The organism is Tateyamaria rhodophyticola (assembly GCF_047777875.1).
GTDB lineage: Bacteria > Pseudomonadota > Alphaproteobacteria > Rhodobacterales > Rhodobacteraceae > Tateyamaria.
Genome location: NZ_CP180519.1, coordinates 3077360 through 3101650, shown reverse-complemented (window position 1 = coordinate 3101650; position 24291 = coordinate 3077360). Strand labels below are relative to the sequence as shown.

At 63.3% G+C, this 24291-nt stretch carries 23 protein-coding genes; 14 read left to right on the top strand and 9 right to left on the bottom strand.

What is annotated here, in order from left to right; translation table 11 throughout:
* Positions 1-6 precede the first annotated feature (6 nt).
* Together pobA and ACERHN_RS16715 are read right to left on the bottom strand one after the other, a co-directional pair.
* Entirely contained in the window at positions 7-1176 is a 1170-nt protein-coding gene (gene pobA / locus ACERHN_RS16720; protein ID WP_415920155.1) for a 4-hydroxybenzoate 3-monooxygenase, read from the bottom strand.
* Positions 1173-2060, bottom strand: a complete 888-nt coding sequence (locus ACERHN_RS16715) for an amidohydrolase family protein (RefSeq protein WP_415920154.1) — start codon at positions 2058-2060, stop codon at positions 1173-1175. The genes pobA and ACERHN_RS16715 overlap by 4 nt, the downstream gene beginning before the upstream one ends.
* Before the next feature lie 99 nt (positions 2061-2159).
* On the opposite strand from ACERHN_RS16715, the gene ACERHN_RS16710 reads away from it, so the two are divergent.
* The gene (locus tag ACERHN_RS16710; protein ID WP_415920153.1) at positions 2160-2930 is read left to right on the top strand and encodes a crotonase/enoyl-CoA hydratase family protein; all 771 of its coding nucleotides are present in this window, start codon (positions 2160-2162) and stop codon (positions 2928-2930) included.
* Here ACERHN_RS16710 and ACERHN_RS16705 read toward each other — a convergent pair.
* Positions 2927-3694: an SDR family NAD(P)-dependent oxidoreductase gene (locus tag ACERHN_RS16705; RefSeq protein WP_415920152.1), complete on the bottom strand. Its 768-nt coding sequence runs from the start codon at positions 3692-3694 to the stop codon at positions 2927-2929. The two genes, ACERHN_RS16710 and ACERHN_RS16705, sit on opposite strands and share 4 nt — an antisense overlap.
* Positions 3695-3708: 14 nt before the next feature.
* Entirely contained in the window at positions 3709-4722 is a 1014-nt protein-coding gene (locus ACERHN_RS16700) for a LacI family DNA-binding transcriptional regulator (protein WP_415920151.1), read from the bottom strand.
* A gap of 138 nt (positions 4723-4860) precedes the next feature.
* On the opposite strand from ACERHN_RS16700, the gene iolG reads away from it, so the two are divergent.
* From iolG to ACERHN_RS16650, 10 genes are all read left to right on the top strand, one after another.
* Positions 4861-5859, top strand: a complete 999-nt coding sequence (gene iolG / locus ACERHN_RS16695; protein ID WP_415920150.1) for an inositol 2-dehydrogenase — start codon at positions 4861-4863, stop codon at positions 5857-5859.
* A 136-nt stretch (positions 5860-5995) separates the two neighbouring features.
* Positions 5996-6922 carry a sugar ABC transporter substrate-binding protein gene (locus tag ACERHN_RS16690; RefSeq protein ID WP_415920149.1) on the top strand — a complete coding sequence of 309 codons (927 nt, stop codon included), beginning with the start codon at positions 5996-5998 and terminating at the stop codon, positions 6920-6922.
* A gap of 92 nt (positions 6923-7014) precedes the next feature.
* Positions 7015-8181 (top strand): ABC transporter permease, encoded by a 1167-nt coding sequence (locus tag ACERHN_RS16685; RefSeq protein WP_415920148.1) that lies wholly within the window; start codon positions 7015-7017, stop codon positions 8179-8181.
* A gap of 2 nt (positions 8182-8183) precedes the next feature.
* The gene (locus tag ACERHN_RS16680) at positions 8184-8954 is read left to right on the top strand and encodes an ATP-binding cassette domain-containing protein (protein WP_415920147.1); all 771 of its coding nucleotides are present in this window, start codon (positions 8184-8186) and stop codon (positions 8952-8954) included.
* 189 nt (positions 8955-9143) lie between these two features.
* Positions 9144-10970, top strand: coding sequence for a 3D-(3,5/4)-trihydroxycyclohexane-1,2-dione acylhydrolase (decyclizing) (iolD, locus tag ACERHN_RS16675; RefSeq protein ID WP_415920146.1), 1827 nt, complete (start codon positions 9144-9146; stop codon positions 10968-10970).
* Positions 10967-11863: a myo-inosose-2 dehydratase gene (iolE, locus tag ACERHN_RS16670; protein ID WP_415920145.1), complete on the top strand. Its 897-nt coding sequence runs from the start codon at positions 10967-10969 to the stop codon at positions 11861-11863. Before iolD ends, iolE begins: the two co-directional genes overlap by 4 nt.
* Positions 11864-11962: 99 nt before the next feature.
* Positions 11963-12172, top strand: a complete 210-nt coding sequence (locus ACERHN_RS16665) for a hypothetical protein (protein WP_415920144.1) — start codon at positions 11963-11965, stop codon at positions 12170-12172.
* The gene (gene iolB / locus ACERHN_RS16660) at positions 12165-12971 is read left to right on the top strand and encodes a 5-deoxy-glucuronate isomerase (protein ID WP_415920143.1); all 807 of its coding nucleotides are present in this window, start codon (positions 12165-12167) and stop codon (positions 12969-12971) included. The genes ACERHN_RS16665 and iolB overlap by 8 nt, the downstream gene beginning before the upstream one ends.
* A 26-nt stretch (positions 12972-12997) precedes the next feature.
* The gene (locus tag ACERHN_RS16655; protein WP_415920142.1) at positions 12998-13750 is read left to right on the top strand and encodes an SDR family NAD(P)-dependent oxidoreductase; all 753 of its coding nucleotides are present in this window, start codon (positions 12998-13000) and stop codon (positions 13748-13750) included.
* Positions 13750-14709: an aldo/keto reductase gene (locus ACERHN_RS16650; protein ID WP_415920141.1), complete on the top strand. Its 960-nt coding sequence runs from the start codon at positions 13750-13752 to the stop codon at positions 14707-14709. The genes ACERHN_RS16655 and ACERHN_RS16650 overlap by 1 nt, the downstream gene beginning before the upstream one ends.
* On the opposite strand, the gene ACERHN_RS16645 is transcribed toward ACERHN_RS16650, so the two are convergent.
* The gene (locus tag ACERHN_RS16645; RefSeq protein WP_415920140.1) at positions 14694-15515 is read right to left on the bottom strand and encodes an N-acyl homoserine lactonase family protein; all 822 of its coding nucleotides are present in this window, start codon (positions 15513-15515) and stop codon (positions 14694-14696) included. The two genes, ACERHN_RS16650 and ACERHN_RS16645, sit on opposite strands and share 16 nt — an antisense overlap.
* Positions 15516-15608: 93 nt before the next feature.
* Between ACERHN_RS16645 and ACERHN_RS16640 the strand changes: the two genes are divergently transcribed.
* On the top strand, positions 15609-16700 hold the full coding sequence (locus ACERHN_RS16640) for an isocitrate/isopropylmalate dehydrogenase family protein (protein ID WP_415920139.1): 1092 nt from the start codon (positions 15609-15611) through the stop codon (positions 16698-16700).
* Between the two features lie 68 nt (positions 16701-16768).
* On the opposite strand, the gene ACERHN_RS16635 is transcribed toward ACERHN_RS16640, so the two are convergent.
* The 4 genes from ACERHN_RS16635 to ACERHN_RS16620 form a co-directional block, all read right to left on the bottom strand.
* Positions 16769-18166: a TRAP transporter large permease gene (locus ACERHN_RS16635; RefSeq protein ID WP_415920138.1), complete on the bottom strand. Its 1398-nt coding sequence runs from the start codon at positions 18164-18166 to the stop codon at positions 16769-16771.
* Positions 18166-18795, bottom strand: a complete 630-nt coding sequence (locus ACERHN_RS16630) for a TRAP transporter small permease subunit (RefSeq protein ID WP_415920137.1) — start codon at positions 18793-18795, stop codon at positions 18166-18168. Before ACERHN_RS16630 ends, ACERHN_RS16635 begins: the two co-directional genes overlap by 1 nt.
* Positions 18796-18900: 105 nt before the next feature.
* Complete coding sequence (locus ACERHN_RS16625) at positions 18901-19917, bottom strand: C4-dicarboxylate TRAP transporter substrate-binding protein (RefSeq protein WP_415920136.1); 1017 nt, start codon at positions 19915-19917, stop codon at positions 18901-18903.
* A gap of 94 nt (positions 19918-20011) precedes the next feature.
* Positions 20012-21088 carry an alcohol dehydrogenase family protein gene (locus tag ACERHN_RS16620; RefSeq protein ID WP_415920135.1) on the bottom strand — a complete coding sequence of 359 codons (1077 nt, stop codon included), beginning with the start codon at positions 21086-21088 and terminating at the stop codon, positions 20012-20014.
* A 510-nt stretch (positions 21089-21598) separates the two neighbouring features.
* On the opposite strand from ACERHN_RS16620, the gene acs reads away from it, so the two are divergent.
* On the top strand, positions 21599-23557 hold the full coding sequence (acs, locus tag ACERHN_RS16615; protein WP_415920134.1) for an acetate--CoA ligase: 1959 nt from the start codon (positions 21599-21601) through the stop codon (positions 23555-23557).
* Between the two features lie 2 nt (positions 23558-23559).
* The gene (locus tag ACERHN_RS16610; protein ID WP_415922756.1) at positions 23560-24249 is read left to right on the top strand and encodes an adenylate kinase; all 690 of its coding nucleotides are present in this window, start codon (positions 23560-23562) and stop codon (positions 24247-24249) included.
* The last annotated feature ends 42 nt before the right edge of the window (positions 24250-24291 follow it).

Genomic DNA, 24291 nt, shown 5'->3' with positions numbered 1-24291 from the left:
CGCACGCTAGAACGGCAAGCCCACATAGTTCTCGGCCAACTCGCGCCGCGCGGTCTCGGATTGCGACAGGTGTTTGAGCGTGGCCTTGCGCATTTGCGCGGCAAAGCTGTCCTCGCCCTCGAACTGGTGCAGCATCGTGGTCATCTGCCAACTGAACCGCATCGCCTTCCAGATTCGGGTGAGCGCGCGGTCGGAATAGGTGTCGATGCCCGCCGTGTCGCCGCGCGTCAGCGCGTCGATCAGCGCAGAGTGCAGGTAGTGGACGTCCGATACGGCAAGGTTCAGCCCCTTGGCCCCCGTGGGCGGCACGATATGCGCCGCATCGCCGACCAGAAACAGCCGCCCCCACCGCAGCGGTGCGCTGACAAAGGACCGCAAGGGGGCGATGGATTTCTCGATGGACGGGCCGGTTTCCATGGTCTCCGCCACCTCACCCGGCAGGCAGGAGCGCAGCTTGGTCCAGAACCGCGCATCGCTCCACGCCTCGACCCGGTCGGTCAGCGGCACCTGCACGTAATACCGGCTTAGGCTGTCATTGCGCATGGACGCCAGCGCAAAGCCGTTCGACGAATTGGCATAGATCAGTTCCTCATGCGCGGGGCGGGTGCGGGACAGGATGCCCAGCCAGCCAAAGGGATAGACCCGTTCGAATGCCTCGCGCTTGTGCGCCGGGATGGTCTGGCGGCTGACGCCGTGGAACCCGTCACAACCCGCCACATAGGCACAGTCGAGCCGATGCGCGCGACCGTCATGGGTGAAGGTGACATACGGGGTCGCACTGTCAGCGTCGTGGATGACGACATCCGACACCTCATGCAGAACCGTCGTGCCCATCGCGTCCTGCGCGGCATAAAGATCGGCGGTCACTTCGGTCTGGCCGTAGACCATGACCGCCTTGCCGGTCAGCTCTTCGAAATTGATACGCACCATCAATGCGTCATCGGTCAGGTAGCAGCCGCCATGGGGCTTGCCCTCTGCCTCCATGCGGTCGGCCACACCGGCGGCGCGCAGCATCTGCACCGTGCCCGCCTCCAGCACACCGGCGCGAATCCGGCCCAACACGTGGGTCCGGCTCGCGCGTTCGAGGATTACGGTGTCGATGCCCGCCCTGTTCAGCAATTGCGACAGCAGCAGGCCCGACGGGCCGCCGCCAATGATGGCCACCTGGGTCTTCACGTGACCTCTCCCAAAAGCCGCAGCGCGTTTTCCTTGAGGATCAGCGGGCGCACCTCGTCCTTGAAGGGGGCCACCTCGAAATCCGCAAGCCAGCGGTCGGGCGTGATCGCGGGCCAATCCGAGCCGAACAGCATCTTTTTCTTCAGCAGGGAGTTGGCGTAGCGCACGAAAATTTCAGGGAAATATTTGGGCGACCAGCCGGACATGTCGTAGTAAACATTGGGCTTGTGCTGCGCCACGGCCAGCCCCTCTTCGGTCCAGGGAAAGCTGGGATGCGCCATCACGATCTTCAGATCGGGAAAGTCCACCGCCACATCATCCAGATGCATCGGGTTGGAGTATTTGAGCCGCATGCCCATCCCGCCCCGCATGCCCGACCCCACGCCCGTCTGCCCGGTGTGAAAGAGTGTGATCACCCCCTCTTCGGCGCAGGCCTCGAGCACGGTGTAACACGCCTCGCGGTCATTGGGGAAAAACCCCTGCATCGTGGGGTGAAACTTGAACCCGCGCACGCCAAAGTCGCGGACCAGCCTGCGCACCTCGCGCGCACCGGCGCAGCCCTTGTGCGGGTCGACGCTGGCAAACGGGATCAGGATATCGTCATTCTCGGCACAAAGCTGCGCGACCTCTTCGTTGGAATAGCGGCGAAAGCCCGTTTCGCGTTCGGCATCCACGGGAAAGATCACGGCGGCGATGTTCCGTTCGCGGTAGTAACGGGCGGTGTCGGTGACGGTGGGCAACATACCCTCCACCCCGGCGGGGTTCTTGAAATAGGCGGCCATGCCGGCCTGAAATTCGTTGTAGCCATCGTCGCGGCAGGTGTTGCACGGCTCTTCGGCGTGCGTGTGAAAGTCGATGGCTTTCACCTTTGAAAAATCAACCACCTGGCATCCCTCCCCCGGACCGGCCCAAATCCCGCTATACTTAAAAACCGATTGTTCCTACAACTTTTCTGCGGCGCAGGCGGCACGAAGGAGCATCATATGACCGAACAAACGCTGCTGCGGACCCAAGTGGATGGCGATATCGCCACGTTGACCATGGACCGCCCCGACAAACGCAATGCGGTGAACGATGCGCTGATCGACGCGCTGGATGCGTTCTTTGCCCGCCCGCCCGACGGTGTGAACGCAGTGATCCTGTGCGGTGCGGGGGATCATTTCTGTGCCGGGCTTGATCTGGCCGAACATGAGCACCGCGCGCCGATCGAAGGGGTGCACCATTCGCGCAACTGGCACCGGGTGACGGAGTTGATCGAATTTGGCGGTCTGCCGGTGGTGTCGGTGCTGCACGGTGCGGTGATTGGTGGCGGGCTGGAGATTGCGACCGCGACCCATGTGCGTGTTGCCGAGGCGGGCGTGCGGTTCCAGTTGCCCGAGGGGCGGCGCGGGATCTTCGTGGGCGGTGGTGCAACAGTGCGCGTGGGGCGCATCCTCGGGCCCGACCGCATGCGCGAGATGATGTTGACCGGGCGCAGCTACGGCGCGGATGAAGGGCTGGCCCTTGGGCTGGCGCATTACAGCGTGGGTGCGGGCGAAGGCATGGCGCTGGCGCGCGATCTGGCGCGCAAGATCGCGGACAATGCGCCCTTCTCGAACTACCTCATGATCAACGCCCTGCCCCGCGTGGCGGACATGTCGCGCGGCGACGGTCTGTTCACCGAAAGCCTCGCGACGGCTATGGCACAAACTTCAGACGGCGCACGCGAGGGGCTGCGCGCGTTTTTGGAAAAACGCCCGCCCAGGTTCCGCTAGCGGGGCGCCATGCGGATCGCGCCGTCAAGGCGGATCACCTCACCGTTCAGCATCGGGTTCTGCGTGATGTGCAGCGCCATTTCCGCAAACTCCGCCGGATTGCCAAGGCGCGAGGGAAACGGCACCTGCGCGCCCAGAGACGCCTGCACATCCTCGGGCAACCCTTCGAGCATGGGGGTCAGGAACAGCCCCGGCGCGATGGCGCAGACGCGCACACCCTTGTCCGCAAGATCGCGCGCCATCGGCAGGGTCATGCCCGCCACGCCCGCCTTGGACGCGGCATAGGCCAGCTGTCCCACCTGTCCGTCAAAGGCCGCTACGGAGGCTGTGTTGACGATCACGCCGCGCGCGCCATCCGGCGCAACAGGGTCGGCAGCCACCATCTGCGCCGCCACTTGCGTCGCACAGTTGAACGTGCCGATCAGGTTCACGGCAATGGTCTTGTTGAACAGTGCCGCCTCGTGCGCCTCGCCCCGCGACACGGTCTTGGCCGCGCCCGCAATCCCTGCGCAGTTCACCAGAACGCGCGGTGCGCCATGGGCCGCGACCGCAGCGGCCACACCGGCGGCAACCGACGCGGCATCGGTTACGTCCACCTGTGCAAACAGCCCGCCGATGGCGTCCGCCTGCGCGGTGCCTGCGTCGGCGTCCTTGTCGAACACGGTCACCTTCATGCCCGCCTCTGCCAGGCGCGCCGCCGTCGCCGCCCCAAGGCCCGAGGCCGCACCGGTCACAATCGCGCCCTGCCCGCTCCAATCCAGCATACTGTCTTCTCTCCTTACGCGCTGCTGCGGATCACCAATTGCCCGGACAGCCGGTCAAATTGTGACGGCTCCGCACCGCTTTGCAAGGTCTGCACCACCGCCTTGGACAAAATATCATTGGGCTGCTGATAGGTGGTGAGGTCATAATTGCCGTTGCGGGCAAATGTGCTGTCGTCAAAACCGGTGACGGCCACGTCCTCCGGCACGCGCAGCCCCAGCCCATAGCGCAGCCCGTCCATGACCCCCATGGCCAGCGAATCCGTCTCGCATACGATCACGTCCGGCAATTCTGCCTTGGGGACGTCTGTGAAATGCCTGGTGATGAGGGTCTGTGTGTCTTCGGGGTTGAACGTGTCGGACACAAAGACGTCCGGCACGTTGCCCGTCTGGGCCTGCCAATGGTCGCAGAACGCGCCCTTGCGCAGCAGGCGGACGGACACCGTCGCAGGGCCCGCGACAAACAGCGGGCGGGTGTATCCGCGCGACAGGACGTAATCCGTGATCTCCGTCATGGCCTGCACATCATCGCAGCAGACCGACACAGTGGAAGGATTGTTGGATTTCCGGCCAAAGATGATCAATCGGCGCACCCGCTGCGCACCAAGCGCATCGGCCAGCCGCGCATCATCAAACCGCGCGCCCACCATGACGGCAGCATCTACCCGGTGCTGGCTGGCCTGCAGCAATCCGGCATAGGCGTCGTCTTCGTCCCGCGTGTTGATCACGATCGTCTGCCATCCGGCATCGCGCAACACGGTGGTCAGGTTGTTGATATTGATGATCTGCTGCGGGTTGGAAAAGTCATCGACCAGCAGCGCCACAAGGCCACTGCGGTCCGACGCGAGGCTCACTGCCAGCAGGTCGGGCACATAGCCAAGCGTTTTTGCGGCCTCCATGACCTTGCCCCGGCTCTTGGCCGAAATCGACGCATCCTTCTTGAACGCGCGGTGCACGGTCCAGCGTGACACGCCCGCCATCTGCGCCACGTCATCCGCCGTGATCGTTTCATAGACCTTGTCAGATGCCATCCTGACACCTCCCCCTGTCCGAACCATAAGTCGGAGAAAGTGGCCTTGTCACTAATTTTGCACGCGGGTGCAAATTTTTCTTGCACGCGGGTGCAAAAGCGCCTCTGTTAGCGGTCACGAGGTGGGGGAGGAATCACTTTGTTGAAGGTTGGGTTGCTTGGCGCGGGCCGCATTGGGGCCGTGCACGCACGTGCGATCACTGCGCATCGCGGCAGCATGCTGGCCGCGGTATCGGATGTTGTGGCGGACAATGCCGCGCAACTGGCCGATGCCTATGGCGCCACCGCGCGCAGCAGCGAAGAGATCATCGCAGACCCCACCATCGACGCCGTGTTGATTGCCACGTCCACCGACACCCATTGCGATTTCATCGAGGCGGCGACCGCCGCGGGCAAGGCTGTTCTGTGCGAAAAGCCGGTTGACCTGAGCCTGTCGCGCGCCCGCGCCTGTCAGGACAAAGTGGCGGCCACGGGGCAGCCTGTGATGATCGGGTTCAACCGCCGCTTTGACCCCAGCTTCAACGCGCTCAAGACCGCGCTCAATGCGGGCGAGATCGGCAAGGAGGAGCTGTTGTCGGTGACATCGTTCGACCCCGCGCCGCCGCCGGTCAGCTATGTCAAAGTGTCGGGGGGATTGTTCCGCGACATGATGATCCATGATTTCGACATGGCCAATTTCATCATGGGGGATGCGCCGGAATCGGTGATGGCGGTCGGAAGTTCGATCGTAGACCCCGAGATCGGTGCCGCCGGAGATGTGGACACGGCCGCCGTCACGCTCAGCTATGCGGACGGGCGCATCGCCGTGATCAAGAATTCACGCCGCGCCGCCTATGGCTATGACCAGCGAATCGAAATCCTCGGGTCGGACGGGCTCTTGCAGGCGCAGAACATGCTGGAAAACACCGTGGTCAAATCCACGAATGCGGGCGTCACCGGCGCCAAGCCCACCTACTTTTTCCTCGAACGCTACATGCCCGCATATGAGGCCGAATGGGCCGCGTTCGTGGCGGCGGTCGAGAACGGGACACCCATGCCCATCACCCTGGACGACGGGGTGCAGGCACTGGCCATGGCAGAGGCCGCCACGCGGTCCGTCAAGGACAAAAAGCCCGTAAAACTTGTTGATGTTGCGTGAAAATGGCTGTGAGATACGCGCAAACAAAGAACATGGTCGGAGCCAATTCGACCCAAAGGAATTCGGCACAAGCCGGATAAACAAGGGGCCACAGAGGCCCCGAAACGAAACTGAATGTTCACAGGGAGGAACATCGATGAAAAAGACGGTTTTCGCAGCACTCGCAGCTGCAACCGCACTGGCCGCACCGGCATTCGCCGACGGTCACAGCGAACGCTACGTGATGATCACGCACACGCAAGGTACCGATCCGTTCTGGCCCGTCGTTGAAAAAGGTGGCCGCGACGCCGCCGAAGCCATCGGCGCAACGCTCGAGTACAACTTTGACGCCTCCGGCGACATGGCCGGCATGGCCGCTCTGATCGAAGCTGCCGCGGCCTCCGAGCCCGACGGCATCATCGTGTCGCTGCCCGACGCCGCGGCCCTCGGCCCGGCCATCAAGGCCGCCGTTGCAGACGGTATCCCGGTTGTGACCATGAACTCCGGTCTGGAATCCTCGGCAGAGCTGGGCGCGCTGATGCACGTTGGCCAGCCCGAGCGTGACGCCGGTTTCGCGGCCGGTACACGTGCCAAGGCAGAAGGCGTGACCAAAGGTCTGTGCCTCAACCAGGAAGCGTTCAACACCGCACTTGTCGACCGTTGCACAGGCTACTTTGACGCCATGGGCGCCGATTTGAACCAGATCGACGTGTCGAACGACCCTGCACAGATCGAAACACGGACCGCCGCCGCTCTGGAAGCGGATGAAAGCATCGACGGCGTTCTGGCTGTTGGTCCCCACGTCTGTGAAGCGGCTACCAAGGCGATCGAAGCGGTTGGCGCTGACGTGCACCTGGCGTGCTTTGACCTGTCGCCCGGCGTGATGGACATGATCGAAGACGGCCGCGCGTCCTTCACCATCGACCAGCAGCAGCGCCTGCAGGGCTACATGCCCGTCATCGTCCTGCACCTCTACAACAACCACGCAGGTCTGCTGCCCGGCAACAACATCGCTTCGGGCCCCGGCTTTGTGGACAAGTCGAACGCGGCAGCTGTGAAAGAACTGGCAGGCATCGACCGCTAAGCGCGGACGTCACCTGACGGACTTGGCGCAGGCGGGATCACTCCCGCCTGCTGCCAGACAAGAATGCACCAAGACATTTTGAGGGGGGAACCATGGCCGACCGAAGTGAATCCGACCGGTTAGAGCAAGAGACGTGGCTGCAACGCACCATTCGCAGACCGGAAATCGGCGCGTTCATCGTGATGATCGTGATCATCGTGGCGCTGACATGGGCATCGGATGGCAAGGCCTTCAACGCCCTGGGCCTGAAAAACAACATTCAGATCATCGCGCAGTATGGGATCATCGCCATTGGCGCGGCCCTGTTGATGATCGCGGGCGAATTTGACCTGTCCATCGGGTCGATGATCGGCTTTGCCGGTATGTCGATGGCCATCATGCTGAAATGGGGCCTCCCCTTTGGCTTGGGCGAGGCGACACCGCTGACCGCGCTGCTGATCACGATGGCCATGACCCTGACGCTGGGCTGGATCATCGGCAACATCGTGGTCCGGTCCGGGCTGTCCTCCTTTATCGTCACGCTGGCCTTCCTCTTTTTCATGCGCGGTGTGACCGAAGTGTCCTTTCGCCTGATCAACCAATCCACGCAGGTGTCCGGCCTGCCCGACTACAAGGAAGAAAGCTGGGTCGCCTGGGTCTTTGGCGGCGAGGTGTTCGGTTGGTTCTATGATGCGTGGTTCTGGATCGGCATGCGCTTTGTCGACATGGGGTTCGAGCGCACGGACCAGTGGTTCACCCTTGGCGGCAACATCAACCGCCGCGGCACGCAATGGGTCGAAGGGTTCGACGCGCGGTTCCTGTGGTTCATCCTGATCGCTCTGGTCGCCTATTACGTGCTCAGCCGCACGCAGCTCGGCAACTGGATCTACGCCACCGGCGACAACAAGGAAGCGGCGCGCGCCAACGGTGTGCCCACGAACAAGGTGAAGATCGGCCTGTTCATGTTCACCGCCTTCTGCGCCACCATCTTCGCCGCCTGTCAGGTGTTCGAGAACAACACGTCGGACGCGGCCAAAGGCAACCTGATGGAGCTTTTTGCCATCGCCATCGCGGTTGTGGGCGGCACGCTCATGACCGGCGGGTTCGGCACCGTGCTGGGCGTTGTGTTCGGGGCAATCACCGTGGGCCTTGTGGCCAATGCGGTGTTCTTCATCCCCGCCATTGACGGTGCATGGTTCCGCGTCTTCCTCGGCGCGATCCTGCTGGCCGCCGTCTTCGCCAACGAACGCATCCGCAAACGCATCACGGGAGGGATATAACAATGGAACCGTATCTCCGCGTTGAAAAACTGGTCAAACGGTTCGGGCCCTTCACGGCTCTGGGCGGTGTCGACCTCGAGGTCTATCCCGGCGAAGTGCACGCGCTTCTGGGCGACAACGGTGCGGGCAAATCGACCCTCATCAAGACGCTGGCCGGGGTGCACCAACCCACCGAAGGGCAGATCTATATCGAGGGCAAGCCGGTGCAGTTCCGCAGCCCCCGCGATGCGTCTGCCGCCGGGATCGGGACGGTGTATCAGGACCTCGCCCTGAACCAGCTGATGTCGGTCACGCGCAACTTCTTCATGGGGCGCGAGCTGAAAAAAGGCTTTGGCCAGCTCGACCTCGACAAGATGAACCAGATCGCGCATGACGAAATGCTGAAAATCGGGATCGACTTTTCCGACCCGACGCAGGCCGTGGGCACCATGTCGGGCGGGCAACGTCAGACATTGGCCATCGCGCGCGCCATCCACTTTGGCGCCAAGGTGCTGATCCTGGACGAGCCGACATCGGCCCTTGGTCAGAAGCAGCAGATGGGCGTTCTGAAAACGATCAAGCGGGTGCGCAAACGCGGTGACATCGCGATCATCTTCATCACCCACAACGAAATCCATTCGCGCCTTGTGGGCGACCGGTTCAGCTTCCTTGCCCTTGGCAAGGTGATTGGTCACGGCACGTCCGAAGAGATTTCGGACACCGAAATGCGCCGCCTCATGTCGGGCGGTGCCGAAATGGGCGATCTCGAACAGGAACTGGCCGAGATCGGTTAAAAGACCGAAGGGTGCCCCACCAAGGGGCGCCCGTCACATCCCGCGGCATCCGGGTCCGACCGCATCAGGTCATCCGGGCCGCACCCTGAAAAACCCCGGAGGACGCGCCATGCAAACCCCTCCACTCCCTCAGCTGTCAGGCCGTGCACGCACGGTTGTCCCTGCTTGTCCTATGGAAAGGAAGCACACATGAGCACTATCCGACTGACCGCGGCTCAGGCCCTTGTGCGGTATCTCGAAGCGCAGATGAACGAAGACGGGGACCGATTCCTCGCCGGGATCTGGGCGATTTTCGGTCATGGCAACGTGGCCGGTCTGGGGGAGGCGCTGCATGGCGCGAAGGACCGGTTTCCCACGTGGCGCGGTCATAATGAACAGACGATGGCACATGCCGCGATTGCCTATGCCAAGCAATCGGGCCGCCGCCGCGCGATGGCGGTGACGTCGTCCATCGGGCCGGGGGCCACCAACATGGTGACGGCTGCGGCGCTGGCCCATGCCAACCGCCTGCCTGTGCTGATCATCCCCGGTGACGTGTTTGCCACCCGTGGCCCCGACCCGGTGCTGCAACAGATCGAGGATTTTTCCGACGGCACCGTGTCGGCCAATGACTGTTTCCGGCCCGTGTCGCGCTATTTCGACCGGATCAGCCGCCCCGAACACCTGCTGACCGCCCTGCCCCGCGCGCTACGCACGATGACGGACCCCGCGATGTGCGGCCCCGTGACGCTGGCGTTCTGTCAGGACACGCAAGCGATGGCCTATGATTACCCCGAGAGCTTCTTTGAACCGACTGTCTGGTATCAACGCCGCGTGCGCCCCGACGCGGGCGAGCTGGCGCGCGCCGTTGCGACACTTCGGGCGGCGAAGAAACCAGTGATCGTCGCGGGCGGCGGCGTGCATTATTCGGGCGCAACGGATGCGCTTCAAGCCTTTGCATCCGCCCACAACATCCCCGTGGCCGAAACACAAGCGGGCAAATCCGCCCTGCCTTGGGATCACCCGCTGAACCTCGGACCCATCGGCGTCACGGGCGGTGAGCCTGCCAATGACCGCTGTGCCGAGGCGGACGTGATCCTGGCCGTGGGCACGCGGCTTCAGGACTTTACCACCGGTTCCTGGGGGCTGTTTGCCAACCCCGAACGCAGCACCATTGGCCTCAACGTGCAGGCCTATGACGCCGACAAGCATGGGCAAATGCCGCTGATGGCTGACGCGCGTGTGGGGCTTGAGGAATTGACCGCGGCGCTTGGTGACTATGCCGCCGATGCGCCCGCAGCCTCCGTCAAAGCGGACTGGTTCGCCAAGGTCGACGCGCTCACCAACGCTCCTGACGGCAACGCACTGCCCACTGATATGCAGGTGGTCGGCGCGGTCCAGCGCTGCGCAAACGACAACACAGCCGTCATGTGCGCCGCAGGCACCATGCCGGGCGAGCTGCACAAGCTGTGGAAGGCGGGCAAGCCCATGTCCTACCACATGGAATACGGGTTCTCCTGCATGGGTTACGAGATCGCGGGCGCCATCGGGATCAAGATGGCGGACCCCGACCGGGACGTGATCTGCTTTACCGGCGACGGCACGTACATGATGGCGAATTCCGAAATGGCGACGGCGGCCATGATGGGCATCGATTTCACCGTCGTGATCACCGACAACCGCGGCTTTGGCTGCATCAACCGGCTGCAAATGGGCACAGGGGGGGAACAGTTCAACAACCTGCTCGACCACGCCGTGCACGAAACGCCATCGGCCATCGACTTTGCCAAACACGCCGAAGCCATGGGGGCCACGTCAATCAAGGTGTCGAGCATAGCGGAACTGGAAGAGGCGCTGGCCAAACGTCACGATGTGCGCGGGCCTTATGTTGTGGTCATCGACACCGACCCCTACCCCTCCACCGAATATGGTGGCACATGGTGGGAAGTGGCGGTGCCAGAGGTCAGCGTACGCCCCACCGTTCAGGAAAAACGCGTGGCTTACGAGGCCGCGATCAAGGAAAGAAACGAACAATGAGCGTCCGTATCGGGATTTCTCCCATTGCCTGGCAGAACGACGACCTGCCCGACCTGACCAAGGGCTACACCATGGAACAGGCGCTGAAGGAATCGCGCGAGATCGGGTATACCGGTGTCGAACGCGGCCAGCGGATGCCCGGCGATACCGACGGTCTGCGCGCCTATCTGGATGCGGCGGGTCTCAGCTTGTGCGGGGGGTGGTGTTCGGGCAACCTGCTCAACAATTCCGTGAAAGAGGAATGCGAGGCCATCGCCGGTCAGGTCAAACAGTTCGTGGACCTGGGTGCCCCCTGCATCGTCTATGCCGAATGCTCCAACACCATTCAGGGCGAGATTGGCATTCCGGTGAACAAGCGCCCCACCCTGTCCCGCGACGACATGAAAGCCTATGGCAAGAAGCTGACCGAAGTGGCCAAGTGGTCCGCCGATCAGGGCATGCCGATGGCCTACCACCACCACATGGGCTCCATCGTGGAGGCCGAAGCGGACGTGGACGCGCTGATGGAAGGGTCCGGTGACGCGCTGCATTTGTGCTTTGACACCGGCCACCTGCTCTTTGGTGGCGGGGACGTGATGGCCACGATGGAACGCTGGGCCGACCGCATCCACCACGTGCATTACAAGGACATCCGCCCCGAGATCGTGAAGGACGTGCGCGCGAATGACCGCTCTTTCCTCGATGCGGTGATTGCGGGCGCGTTCACCGTGCCGGGTGATGGCTGCATCGACTTTGGCGCGGTCAGCAAGCTCTTGAAATCCATGGACTATGACGGCTGGATCGTGGTCGAGGCCGAACAGGACCCCGCCAAGGCACCGCCCTTTGAATACTCGAAAAAAGGGTTCGAGACGATCATCGGTCACTGTCAGGAAGTCGGCCTGACGGTGGCATGACACTTTCCGAAAATCATGCGCCCCGAAAACCCTGCCAGGCTGCGCCTTCTCTGGACTTTCGGGGCACGCGTTCTGACTTGATTCCGGAGAAGTGACGCCATGTTCAAGAAACTCGGTCTCCAGCATCCGTTCTTCCTGCCGCTCTGGCGGCGGGTGGGTACGGTGCTGGTGATCGCGCTCTGGGGCGGGTTCGAGATGTGGCTGGGCAATCCGGGCTGGGCCACATTCTTTGCCATTCTCGCCGCGATATGCATTCTGGAATTCTTCATCCTGTTTGATCCCGAAAATTATGGAGGCGACGATGCCTGACCTGCTGAAAAAACCCTTTGGCACCCGGGGCAAGGTCCACAACATCACACCGCAAAGTGCGGGCTGGCGCTATGTGGGCTTCGACGTCTGGCACCTGAGGGCGGGCGACACCGCAGCCGAAGCCACAGGGGATCGCGAGGTCATTCTGGTCATGGTCGAGGGCAAGGCGCAGATCACCGGCGCGGATCAGGATTGGGGCGTGCTAGGCGAACGCATGAATGTGTTCGAGAAAACCCCGCCCCACTGCCTCTACCTGCCAAACGGCACCGACTGGAAAGCTGTGGCGGAGACCGATTGCGTCATCGCCGTCTGTTCCGCCCCCGGTCACGGCGGGCACCCCGCGCGCAAGATCGGCCCCGATGGCATCACGCTCACACCACGCGGCACCGGCACCAACACGCGCCACATCAACAACATCGCCATGGAGGGCGAGGATTACTGCGACAGCCTGCTGGTGACCGAAGTGTTCACGCCCGCAGGCAACTGGTCCTCCTTCCCAAGCCACCGCCATGACGAGGATGACTTTCCGCGCATCACCTACCTCGAAGAGACGTATTACCACCGCATCGACCCCGCCGACGGGTTTAGCATTCAGCGCGTCTATACCGATGACCGCCAATTGGACGAGACGATGGCCGTGTCGGATGGCGAGGTTGTCTGCGTGCCCCGCGGCCACCACCCCTGCGGCGCGCCGTACGGGTTCGACCTCTACTATCTCAACGTGATGGCAGGCCCCCGCCGCAACTGGCGCTTTGTCCCCGCGCCCGAGGTCGAATGGATCATGGAACGCGACGGCTGACGCCCGCAACATATCGGAGAGACCAGATGAATTTTGCCACCTACCCGTCCCTTGCCGGAAAGACCGTCCTTGTGACCGGCGGCGCATCAGGTATTGGCGCGGACACCGTGCGCGCCTTTGCCGCCCAGGGGGCCAAGGTCGGGTTCCTCGACTTCAACGCCGACGCAAGTGCTGCGATGCAAGCCGACACCGAAGGCACCGTGGATTATGAGGTCTGCGACCTGCGCGACATCAGCGCCCTGCAAAAGGCGGTTGCGGCGCTGAAATCCCGGCTGGGTCCGGCAGAGGTGCTGGTGAACAATGCCGCGCGCGACGACCGCCACGACTGGCGCGACGTGACGCCGGAATACTGGGACGAACGGATGCAGACGAACCTGCGCCACATGTTCTTTGCCATTCAGGCCACAGCACCGGACATGATCGAAGCCGGGTCCGGGTCGATCATCAACGTGGGCTCCAATTCATGGTGGGAAGCGGGGGGCGGTTTCCCCGCCTACGCCACCGCGAAATCCGCCGTGCACGGCCTGACGCGCACCATGGCGCGCGATCTGGGTGATCACCGCATCCGCGTGAACACCGTCGTGCCCGGCTGGATCATGACGGAGCGGCAAAAAGACCTGTGGGCCACGCCCGAAGCGCTGGAAAAGCACCGCGACCGGCAGTGCTTGCCGGACCTGATCGACCCGATCTATGTGGTGCGCATGGTGGTGTTCCTCGCCTCTGACGATGCGGCGATGTGCACCGCGTCGAACTTTATGGTCGACGCAGGGTCGATCTGATGGACCGGCGTCCCATCGGCGACACCGGGCTCAGCCTGACCCCGCTCAGCTTTGGCGGCTCGGGCCTTGGCGACATGCCCGACACCTACGGCTATTCCGTCAGCGCCGAACGCGCTCATGCGACTGTCAACGCGGTGCTGGATGGTCCGGCCAACATGCTGGACACGTCGAACAATTACGGCTTTGGCCGGTCCGAGGCGCGCATTGGCGAGGCGTTGCGCGACCGCGCGCTGCCGGACGGCTTTGTGCTGGCCACCAAACTCGACCGTGACATGGACACGGGCCGTTTTGATGCCGCTCGCGTGCGTGCATCGCTGGAGGAAAGCCTTGACCGGTTGGGCGTGGACAGCGTGCCGCTCTTGCACCTGCACGATCCGGAACACGCGCGCGATCTGGACGAAATCACAAGCAAAAACGGTGCGATAGACGAACTCTTTAAGCTCAAGGATGAAGGTCTGTGCCAGGCTGTTGGCCTCGCCATGGGACGGCTCGACATCATGGAGCCGATCCTGGCCGCGCACCCGTTCGACGCGCTGATCAGCCACAACCGGTACACCCTGCTGAACCGCTCCGCCGATGCAATGTTCGACGCCGCCCATGCGCGCGGGATCGCGATCATCAACGCGGCTCCTTATGCGGGCGGCGTGCTTGCCAAGGGCAGCGCCGAGATGCCGCGCATCACCTATCAGGACGCCACCAACGCGGCCCTCGCCCCTGTGCGCGCCATTGAAGCGATCTGTGCCGAACATGATGTGGCGCCGGGGGCCGTCGCGCTGCAATTTTCGATGCGCGATCCGCGCATCACCTCGACCCTTGTGGGCGTCAGCAAGCCCGAGCGCGTGGCGCAGACCATCGCATGGGCCGAAATGGAGATCCCGCAAGAGGTCTGGGACGCGCTTTCCGCCCTGCCATTCGAGGCGACCGACCCGGAGGCCAACCGCGTCTACAAACCCGGCTGAACCAGATCGAGGGTGACGGGCCGCTCTGGCCCCACATCCAGCCGCCATGCAAACGGCACGCTCTCATGCACCGGGAACATGGACGTGACCAACGGGTCGTGCCCCGGGATTACGCGGCTCGCGCCCTGCCCCAGACGCTGGATCGTATCGAACCCGTCCAGCATGGGTTGCATATCCACGACAATCGGAAACGGTTTGGCCGCCAGAAAATTCTCATAGTAATGCGCGGCGTCCGAGGCGAGGCACAAAGGCCCATGGGCCGTGTCCACCTCAACCACTTGCAACCCGCGCGAATGCCCGCCGACGCAATGCACCCGCACGCCGGGCGCGACCTGACCACTGCCATCATGAAACACAACCCGGCCCGAATAGACATGCCGCACCATTTCGCAGACGTGGTCGGCCGTGAACGGCATCTGCAACACCCCGTGGCACATGCAGGGGCCGGTGGCATAGGCCATTTCCGCCGCCTGCACGTGGAACGTCGCCGTGGGATAGCGATCAAGCCCGCCCGCGTGATCGTAATGCAAATGCGTGATGATGACCGTATCAACCGTCTCTGCCGCCACGCCAAGCGCGCTCAGCGCGTCGACCGGGTCGCGCAGAATGGGCCGGTCGCGCCGCGCCGCCTCGCCCGCGTCATAGCCGGTGTCGACCACGATCCGCCGCCCCTCGCATTCCAAGAGCCAGACGAAATAGTCCATCCCGTGGGGCGCTGCGGCATGATCATCAAAGACGAAACTGTCGCCCCGGTTTCGCGCATTGCGTTCGGCATATTTCACCGCATGGACGGTCCACTGCATCATCCACCCTCCCTTTTTGCCAAGGCTACCGCAAAAAATTGATATTTGGCAAAAAATCGTGCATCCATCGAAGTATCGATTTCATTGGGAGGTGATATGGGCAAGGACGTGGACGTCGCGCTGATCAAGGGCGACGGGATAGGGGTGGACGTCGCAGAGGCTGCGATGGCCGTTGCGCACGCCGCCTGCGCGGCGCAGGGCTGCGGGTTTTCGGTGACCGAAATCGCCGCCGGAGCGGGGTATTTTGCCGAAACCGGCGCCGATATCGAACCGGGCGGTGAAGAGCGGGCGGGTCAGTCCGATGCGATCTTTCTTGGCGCGATTGGCCTGCCGTCGGTGCGCCACCCGGACGGCACCGAGATCAGCCCGCATCTGCGCCTGCGCGACCGCTACGGCCTCTACGCCGGGGTGCGCCCGGTCAAGGCCTACCCCAATGCGCCGCAACGGCTGGCGGATCCGCGGGCCGCGGGTATCGACATGGTGATCCTGCGCGAATCGACCGAAGGGCTGTTTTACTCTGCGGCTGTGCATGGACGCGCCAAGATCATTGGCGACACAGAGGTGCAGGACACGCTGCGCATCACGCGGTCTACGACCGAAAAACTGCACAGCTTTGCCTTTCGCCTTGCCGAACGCCGCCGAGCGCGCGGGCATTCGGGACGCGTGACTTGCGTGGACAAGGCCAATGTCTTTGCCTCGATGGCGTTTTTCCGCAAGATCTTTGACGAGGTGGCGGCGGACCATCCCGGCGCGCAGCATGATTATGCGTATGTAGACGCGCAGGCGCTGAACCTGATCCGCGCGCCTTGGGATTACGATGTCATGGTGATGGAAAACATGTTCGGCGACATCCTGAGCGATCTTGCCGGCGGTCTGGTCGGCGGGATGGGCATGGCGGCCTGTGCCGAAATCGGCGACGACATTGGCCTGTTTCAACCGGCGCACGGGTCCGCGCCGGACATCATGGGGCAGGACAAGGCCAATCCGCTGGCTGCGATCCTGTCGGCGGCGTTGATGCTGGATTACCTCAGCGACAAGGCCGATGATCCACGGTTCGAGCGCGCGGCCCTCGCGATTGAGGAGGCCGTGGCGCGCGGGTTTGAGGCCAACGCGTTGCGGCCCATGGAGTTTGGCGGGGATATGGGGACGCAAGCCGTGACGGCTGCGGTTCTGGCCCATATGACCTGACGGTGCGTTTTGTTTGTGTTGGCGGGGGCCAGCCCCCCGACCCCCGGGATTTTTTGGAACAGAGACAGTCAGGCGAGGCTCGGCAGCCACAGCACGATCGCGGGGAAGGCCACCAGCAGGGCTATGGTGATGCCGTCTGCGATGAAGAACGGGGTCACGCCCTTGAACACGTCCTGCACGCTCAGGTCATCGCGCACGCCTGCCACCACAAAGCAGTTGAGGCCGATGGGGGGCGTGATCAGGCAGAACTCGGCCATTTTGACCACCAGGATGCCGAACCAGATCGCGCACATCGGTCCCGACATGCCGAAAGTGCTGTCGGCGGCGGACACGAACTCGCCCCCGTTCAGCGCCATGACGGCGGGGTAGACGACCGGCAGGGTCAGGAGCAGCATGCCGATGGCGTCCATGAACATGCCGAGCACGGCGTAGGCCAGCAGGATGCAGATCAGGATCAGCATGGGCGACACGGTGAGTGACGTGATCCAGTCGGAGAACGCGCCCGGCAGGTCGGCAAAGCCCAGGAACCGGACATAGATCAGCACGCCCCAGATGATGGTGAAGATCATGACCGTGAGCTTGGCGGTCTCAATGAGCGCGTCCTTGAGTGCGGGCCAGCGCATGCCGCGGTAGAGCGCCATGCAGAAGACGATGAAGGCCCCCACCGCGCCGCCTTCGGTGGGTGTGCCCCAGGCGTCGCCAAAGGGATTGTAGACGAAGAAGATGATGATCACGACCACTGCGACGATGGGCAGTGCGGGCAGCAGGGCAGTGATGCGTTCGCCCCAGGTAAAGCCACCCACGGGCGGGCCGATATTCTTGAAGGTGAGCGCGAGGCCGATGATCAGCGCGGCATAGACCAGTGCCGAGAACATGCCAGGGATGAACCCTGCGAGCAGCAGCTTGCCCACGTCCTGTTCCACGATGATGGCATAGATCACGAGGATTGCGGAGGGTGGGATGAGCGAGGCGAGTGTTCCACCGGCGGCCACCACGCCTGCTGCGAACTGCTTGTTATAGCCGATCTTGAGCATTTCGGGGATGGCGATGCGGGCGAATACGGCCGCCGTGGCCACCGACGCGCCCGAGACGGCCGCAAAGCCGGCGGTGGCGAATACGGTCGACACGGCAAGACCGCCGGGCACCCATGCGATCCACTTCTTGGCTGCCTCAAAGAGCGCGGTGGTCAGTTTGGCATAATAGGCGAGGTATCCGATCAGGATGAAGGTCGGGATCAGTGACAGCGCCTGCGCCGACACTTTGGAATGCGGCACCTGGCCTGCGACCTTGGCACTGATCTCGACCGCCTTGCCGAGGCGCGCGGGATCATAGTCGAACCCGTTCCAGCGCAGCCACACGAGGCCCACAAAGCCTGCAAGCCCCGCCGCGAAGGCCACGCGCATGCCCAGAAACACCAGAACCAGCATGCCGCCTGTGGTCCACAGGCCAATCGTGATCGGCTCCATCAGTCTGCTCCGTCCAGCGCTTCGGCTTCGGCGCGGGCCTGTTCGGCCACGCTCTGGATCATGGGCACGGCGACCGGGTTTTCGAGCCCCAGCCAGAAGGCGCGGGCATAGCCTACCGCCTGCAAAACGAGACGTGCGGCCAGCACGGCAAAGGCCACCGGCACGATCAGTTTCGAGGGCCAGATGGGCAGTGAGATGTCGATGGAACTGTCACGGGAACACAAGGGCCGCGCACAGTCAAAGGAGCGGTCGAAATGCGCCCATGCCCCCCACACCAGAAAGGTGATGAGGAACAGGATGAGCAACACCATGATCAGCTCGACCAGCCACAACAGACGCCCGCGCATGGCGCCCACGATGATGTCCATGCGGATATGCCCGCCGTTGCGCTGGACAAAGGAGACGCCCATGATCGCGATGAGCGGCATCAGCATCTCGATCAGATCGACATAGCCCAGCAGCGGAGATTCGAAGAACTCGCGCCCGCCCACCGAATAGACCGCCAGGAACATGAGCGAAAAGGCGGCAATGCCGCTGAGCAGTGCCATGACCCGTTCAATGGGCAAAAGCCCGCGATCAAGCCTGCTGAGAAGGCTGGAATCCTCCAGCACCAAAGCTGCACCTGCCATGGCCGTTCCTTGTGTTGTCCGTAAGGTCAGGTGGGCAGATTGCCCACCCTACGCGCGGCATGTGGGTGTGTAGGGTGGGCAATCTGCCCACCCCACGTCACGGGCTCAGCTGCCGCCCTTGGCGTCGGCCAGCGTCTTGACCACCAGGTCATAAAGCTCCTGGCCGGGCAGGCCTTGCGCTTCCATGTCTGCAATCCACGCGTCGCGGATCGGGTCTGCAGCTGCGGACCGGAACTCGGCGATCACCGCGTCGTCGATCTCGACCTTCTGCACGCCCTTCTCTTCGAGCACACTGTCCCACCGCTCCAGCAGCTCGGCATAGTTGGCGAGGTAATGGTCGATGGCTTCGGACACCGAGCTGTCGAGCGCGGCCTTGTGCTCATCCGACAGCGCATCATAGGCGTCGATGTTGACCACGACGGGGCAGTTCACCGTGCCGGGGTTGAGGTTCGCGGTCCACCATTCGGCCTGGTTGATCGTGCCAAAGGACAGGTGCGCGTGCTGGGCAAAGGCCACGGTGTCCACAACGCCCGATTCCATCGCCTGATAGGCTTCGGTCGCGGTCACGGATGTGGGCACGCCCCCCACGGCGGCAAAGGCGTTGCCGATACCGCCCGTGGCGCGCACGCGCATCCCGTCGAAATCGGCCAGCGACGTTTTGGGATCACCGGTGCCGACGAGGTTGTATTGCGGCATGGGCGAGGTCATCAGCAGCTTGGCATTCCACTGCGCCATCTCTTCGGCGGCGGCGGGGTGCGCATAGACGGCCGCCGAAACGGCGACTTCCTGTTCGAGGTTTTCAACCCCAAGGAAGGGCAGTTCCAGCACGGTGATCACGCGGTTCTTGTCGCGGTGATAGCCTGCGCAGAATTGCGCCATCTCGAACGCGCCGATGGAAATCCCATCGAGGTTCTCGCGGTTCTTGGACAGGCCGCCATAGCTGATGTTCATGGTAAATTCGCCATTGGTCTTTTCAGAGACCAACTCAGCCAGCTTTTCCACGTGCTCGGTAAATGCGCGACGCTTGCCCCAGACAGAGACATTCCATTCCGTGGCCGCAGCCTCCAGCGCAAAGGTGCACGATATGGCGCCAACAACGGCACCGACAGCGTATTTGTTCATTGATGTTTCTCCCTAATTGCGGGCGTTTCCCACCCGCTTGTGTGACACGTTAGCGCGGGGGGCGGCACCTGCCAAGTGGTCGGGATGCTGCCTGTCACGGGGTCACGACAATGTTGCCCACGTGGCGCTTGTCTATGAACACCTGTTGTGCGGTCCGCAGGTCCGACAGGGGGTATGTCGCGGCCAGCAGCGGGCGCACCTGCCCGGCTTCGATATAGCGCACAAGATCACCGAAGACGTGCGGCGGCACCACAGTGGATCCGGTAAATGTCAGGTCCCGCAGATAGAACGTGCGCAGGTCCAGTTCGACAATCGGCCCGGCAATTGCGCCCGAACAGGTATAGCGTCCGCCGCGCGCCAGCACGTCGATCACCGTGCCGAAATATGGCCCCCCGACGATATCCGCGACAACGGTGACGGTGTCCCGGCCCACCGCCGCCTTCAGTGCTGCACCCAGATTGTCCGGCGCACGGCCCAGCAATGCGTCCGCCCCGAGGGCGGCCATCTCTCCATGTTTGGCCTCAGATGCGAGCCCCACCACCGTGGCACCGCGCCGCTTGGCCAGCTGGATCAGGGCCGATCCCACGCCACCCGATGCACCGGTCACCAGAACGGTGTCGGTCTCGCCAACGTCAGCCCGGTTCAACATCCCTTCGGCGGTGGTGTAGGAACAGGAGAACGTCGCCAATTCCGCATCCGTCAGCGTGCTGTTGACCGCCGCCACATTGCGCCGGTCGGCCGTGGTGTATTGGGCGAAGCCGCCATCGCGTTCACTGCCGAAATACCCCGTGCTGTTGCGGTTCATCGGATCGTCCCAATCGCGCAGCCAGCAATCCGCCATGACCCGCTGCCCCACCAGTGCCGCGTCCCCATTGGCCCCGACGGCTGCAACCTCGCCCACCACATCCGCGCCCTGAATGCGCGGAAAGGTGATGGGCGCGCCGCCCCATGACGGGTCGTCCGCGTCCACCGCGGTGTGGCCGTCACTTGTCGTGGCGTCGGTGACCGCCTTCGAATACCAGCCCGCGCGTGTGTTCACGTCCGTGTTGTTAAGCCCGCACGCGCCCACCCGGATCAACACGTCGTCTGGCCCGACCTCGGGCATGGGCCAATCGGTGTGAAACCGCATCGCGTCCATGTCGCCGTGGCGGTGCAGAACAAAGGCGTTCATGTGGGTGGGCAATGACATGGTGCGGTCTCCAACTGCCGGTGAGCGCCCCGCGGCCCGGGGCCTGTTCGTCCGCACCGTGCGCTGCGTTTTTCGCCGTGGCAAGAGCGGATCGCAGGACGGCCCGACGCGCCGGTTGATTCTGGCGGGCGACCTGACACGGGACCACCGCCGAAACATAATGTCGCATGAACGGCCCAGGCTTTGCACTTACTGCCCGGCCCCCAGGGCCGCGCGTCGGCGATGCACCTGTCACGCAACATTGACAGGCAACGCGCAGAAAACACGAAGAAATTTACCGACCGCCACCCGAGATTTACAAACCTATCGGAATTCGGGAAACTGATTTACACCAAAACCCATATAATCCAACGTCTTATTTCTTTCTTTTCAGCATTGCGTATGATCACGCCACCGGGAGGAGGACCCGGTGCAGTCCGGACGCAGGAGGAGCATCCGGTGCCGCATCGCCTCCGGAACACGAACGCGCCAGACCGACAAGCGGAGGAACCCATGTCCGATATCAAAACCCATGCGCCCAGCGACACATTCGCAGGCAACGCACATGTGGACGCGGCGAAATATGACGCCATGTATGCCGCCTCGATCAACGACCCGGATGCGTTCTGGAATGAACACGGGCAGCGCGTCGACTGGATCAAACCCTATTCCACGGTCAAGGACGTGTCCTATGCCTTTGGCGACGTGTCGATCAACTGGTATGCCGATGGCACGCTGAACGTCGCCGCGAACTGCATCGACCGCCATCTCGAAACCCGCGGTGATCAAACCGCGATCATCTGGGAACCGGATGATCCGAGCGACGACGCCCAGCATATCACCTACAAGCAACTGCACGCCGAGACGTGCAAAATGGCCAATGTTCTCAAGGGGATGGGCGTTGGCAAAGGGGATCGGGTGGTCATCTACCTGCCCATGATCCCCGAGGCCGCCTATGCCATGCTCGCCTGTGCGCGCATCGGGGCCATTCATTCCATCGTGTTCGCAGGCTTCTCCCCCGATGCGCTCGCGGCCCGTGTATCGGGCTGCGACGCAAAGGTGGTGATCACCGCAGACGGCGCGCCGCGCGGTGGCCGCGTCACCAACCTCAAGGACAACGTGAACCAGGCGCTGATCAACGTGATCGACCCCACCAAATGCCTTGTGGTCAAGCGCACCGGTCAGCAGATCGCATGGCGCGAGGGCCTGGATTTCTGGTTGCACGAAGAGGGCGCGAGTGCCGCCGCCGATTGCCCGCCCGAAGAGATGGGTGCCGAAGACCCTCTGTTCATCCTCTACACCTCTGGCTCCACAGGGCAGCCCAAGGGCGTGGTGCACACCACCGGCGGCTATCTGGTCTATGCCGCGCTCACGCACGAGATCACGTTCGATTATCACGATGGCGACGTCTACTGGTGCACGGCGGATGTCGGCTGGGTCACGGGCCACAGCTATATCGTCTATGGCCCGCTGGCCAACGGCGCGACCACGCTGATGTTCGAGGGTGTGCCCACCTATCCGGACGCCTCGCGGTTCTGGCAGGTCTGCGAAAAACACAAAGTGGCGCAGTTCTACACCGCGCCCACCGCCATCCGCGCGTTGATGGCCCATGGCAATGACCCGGTGGCCAAGGCCGATCTGTCCTCGCTCAAGCTGCTCGGCACCGTGGGCGAGCCGATCAATCCCGAGGCGTGGAACTGGTACAATGACGTGGTGGGCGGCGGACGTTGCCCCATCGTGGACACGTGGTGGCAGACCGAAACCGGCGGTCACCTGATGACCCCCCTGCCCGGCGCGCATCCCACCAAGCCCGGCGCTGCGATGAAGCCGTTCTTTGGCGTTCAGCCGTTGGTTCTGGAACCGGCCTCCGGTGAGATCATCGACGGCAACGGGGTCGAGGGTGTTCTGGTCATCGCCGACAGCTGGCCCGGCCAGATGCGCACCGTCTGGGGCGATCATGAGCGGTTCGAAAAGACGTATTTCAGCGATTACAAAGGCTACTACTTCACCGGGGACGGATGTCGCCGGGACGAGGATGGCGATTACTGGATCACCGGCCGCGTCGACGACGTGATCAACGTGTCGGGCCACCGCATGGGCACCGCCGAGGTGGAAAGCGCACTGGTCGCACATGGCAAGGTCGCCGAAGCCGCCGTGGTGGGCTATCCCCATGATATCAAAGGACAAGGCATCTATTGCTATGTCACATTGATGAACGGCGAAGAGCCCTCCGAAGAGCTGCGCAAGGAGCTGCGCACATGGGTGCGGACGGAAATCGGCCCCATCGCCTCGCCCGACCTGATCCAGTGGGCCCCCGGCCTGCCCAAGACCCGCTCGGGCAAGATCATGCGCCGCATCCTTCGCAAGATCGCCGAGGATGATTTTGGCGCGTTGGGCGACACCTCGACGCTTGCCGATCCGTCCGTGGTCGATGACCTGATCGAAAACCGCATGAACCGGCAGGACGCGTGATGATGGACGGTGCACGCACCCCCGCCACGTGTCCCGTACTGATCCTTCTGGGCCCTCCGGGGGCCGGCAAGGGCACGCAGGCCCGGATGCTCGAAGAACGCTTTGGCTATGTGCAGCTGTCCACCGGCGATCTGCTGCGCGCCGCTGTGGCTGCGGGGACCGAGGCGGGCCAGGCCGCGGATGCGGTCATGAAATCCGGCGGGCTGGTGAGCGACGACATCGTCATCGCGATCCTGCGCGACCGGCTGGCCCAGCCTGACTGCACCGGCGGCGTGATCCTTGACGGGTTTCCACGCACCACGGTGCAGGCCGAAGCGCTGGACGCGATGCTGCAAGAGACGGGCCAGCGCATCAATGCCGCCATCAGCCTCGAGGTGGACGATGCCGCCATGGTGCACCGCATCGCGGGCCGCTACACCTGTGGCAATTGCGGCGAGGGCTACCACGACCGCTTCAAACGACCCACCGTCGAAGGCGTCTGTGACAAATGCGGCGGCACCGAGATGAAGCGGCGCGCCGATGACACCGTTGAGGCGGTGTCCACCCGGCTCGAAGCCTATCACGCGCAGACCGCGCCGCTGATCACGTATTACGCCGGGCAGGATGTGCTGGAACGGGTGGGCGCGATGGGATCCATCGATGAAATCGCCACGACCCTGGGCAATGTGGTGAAGGCCGCCGCCGCGCGCTGACTTGCAGATCACGCCATGTGATTAACAGATCGCGCCACCCCA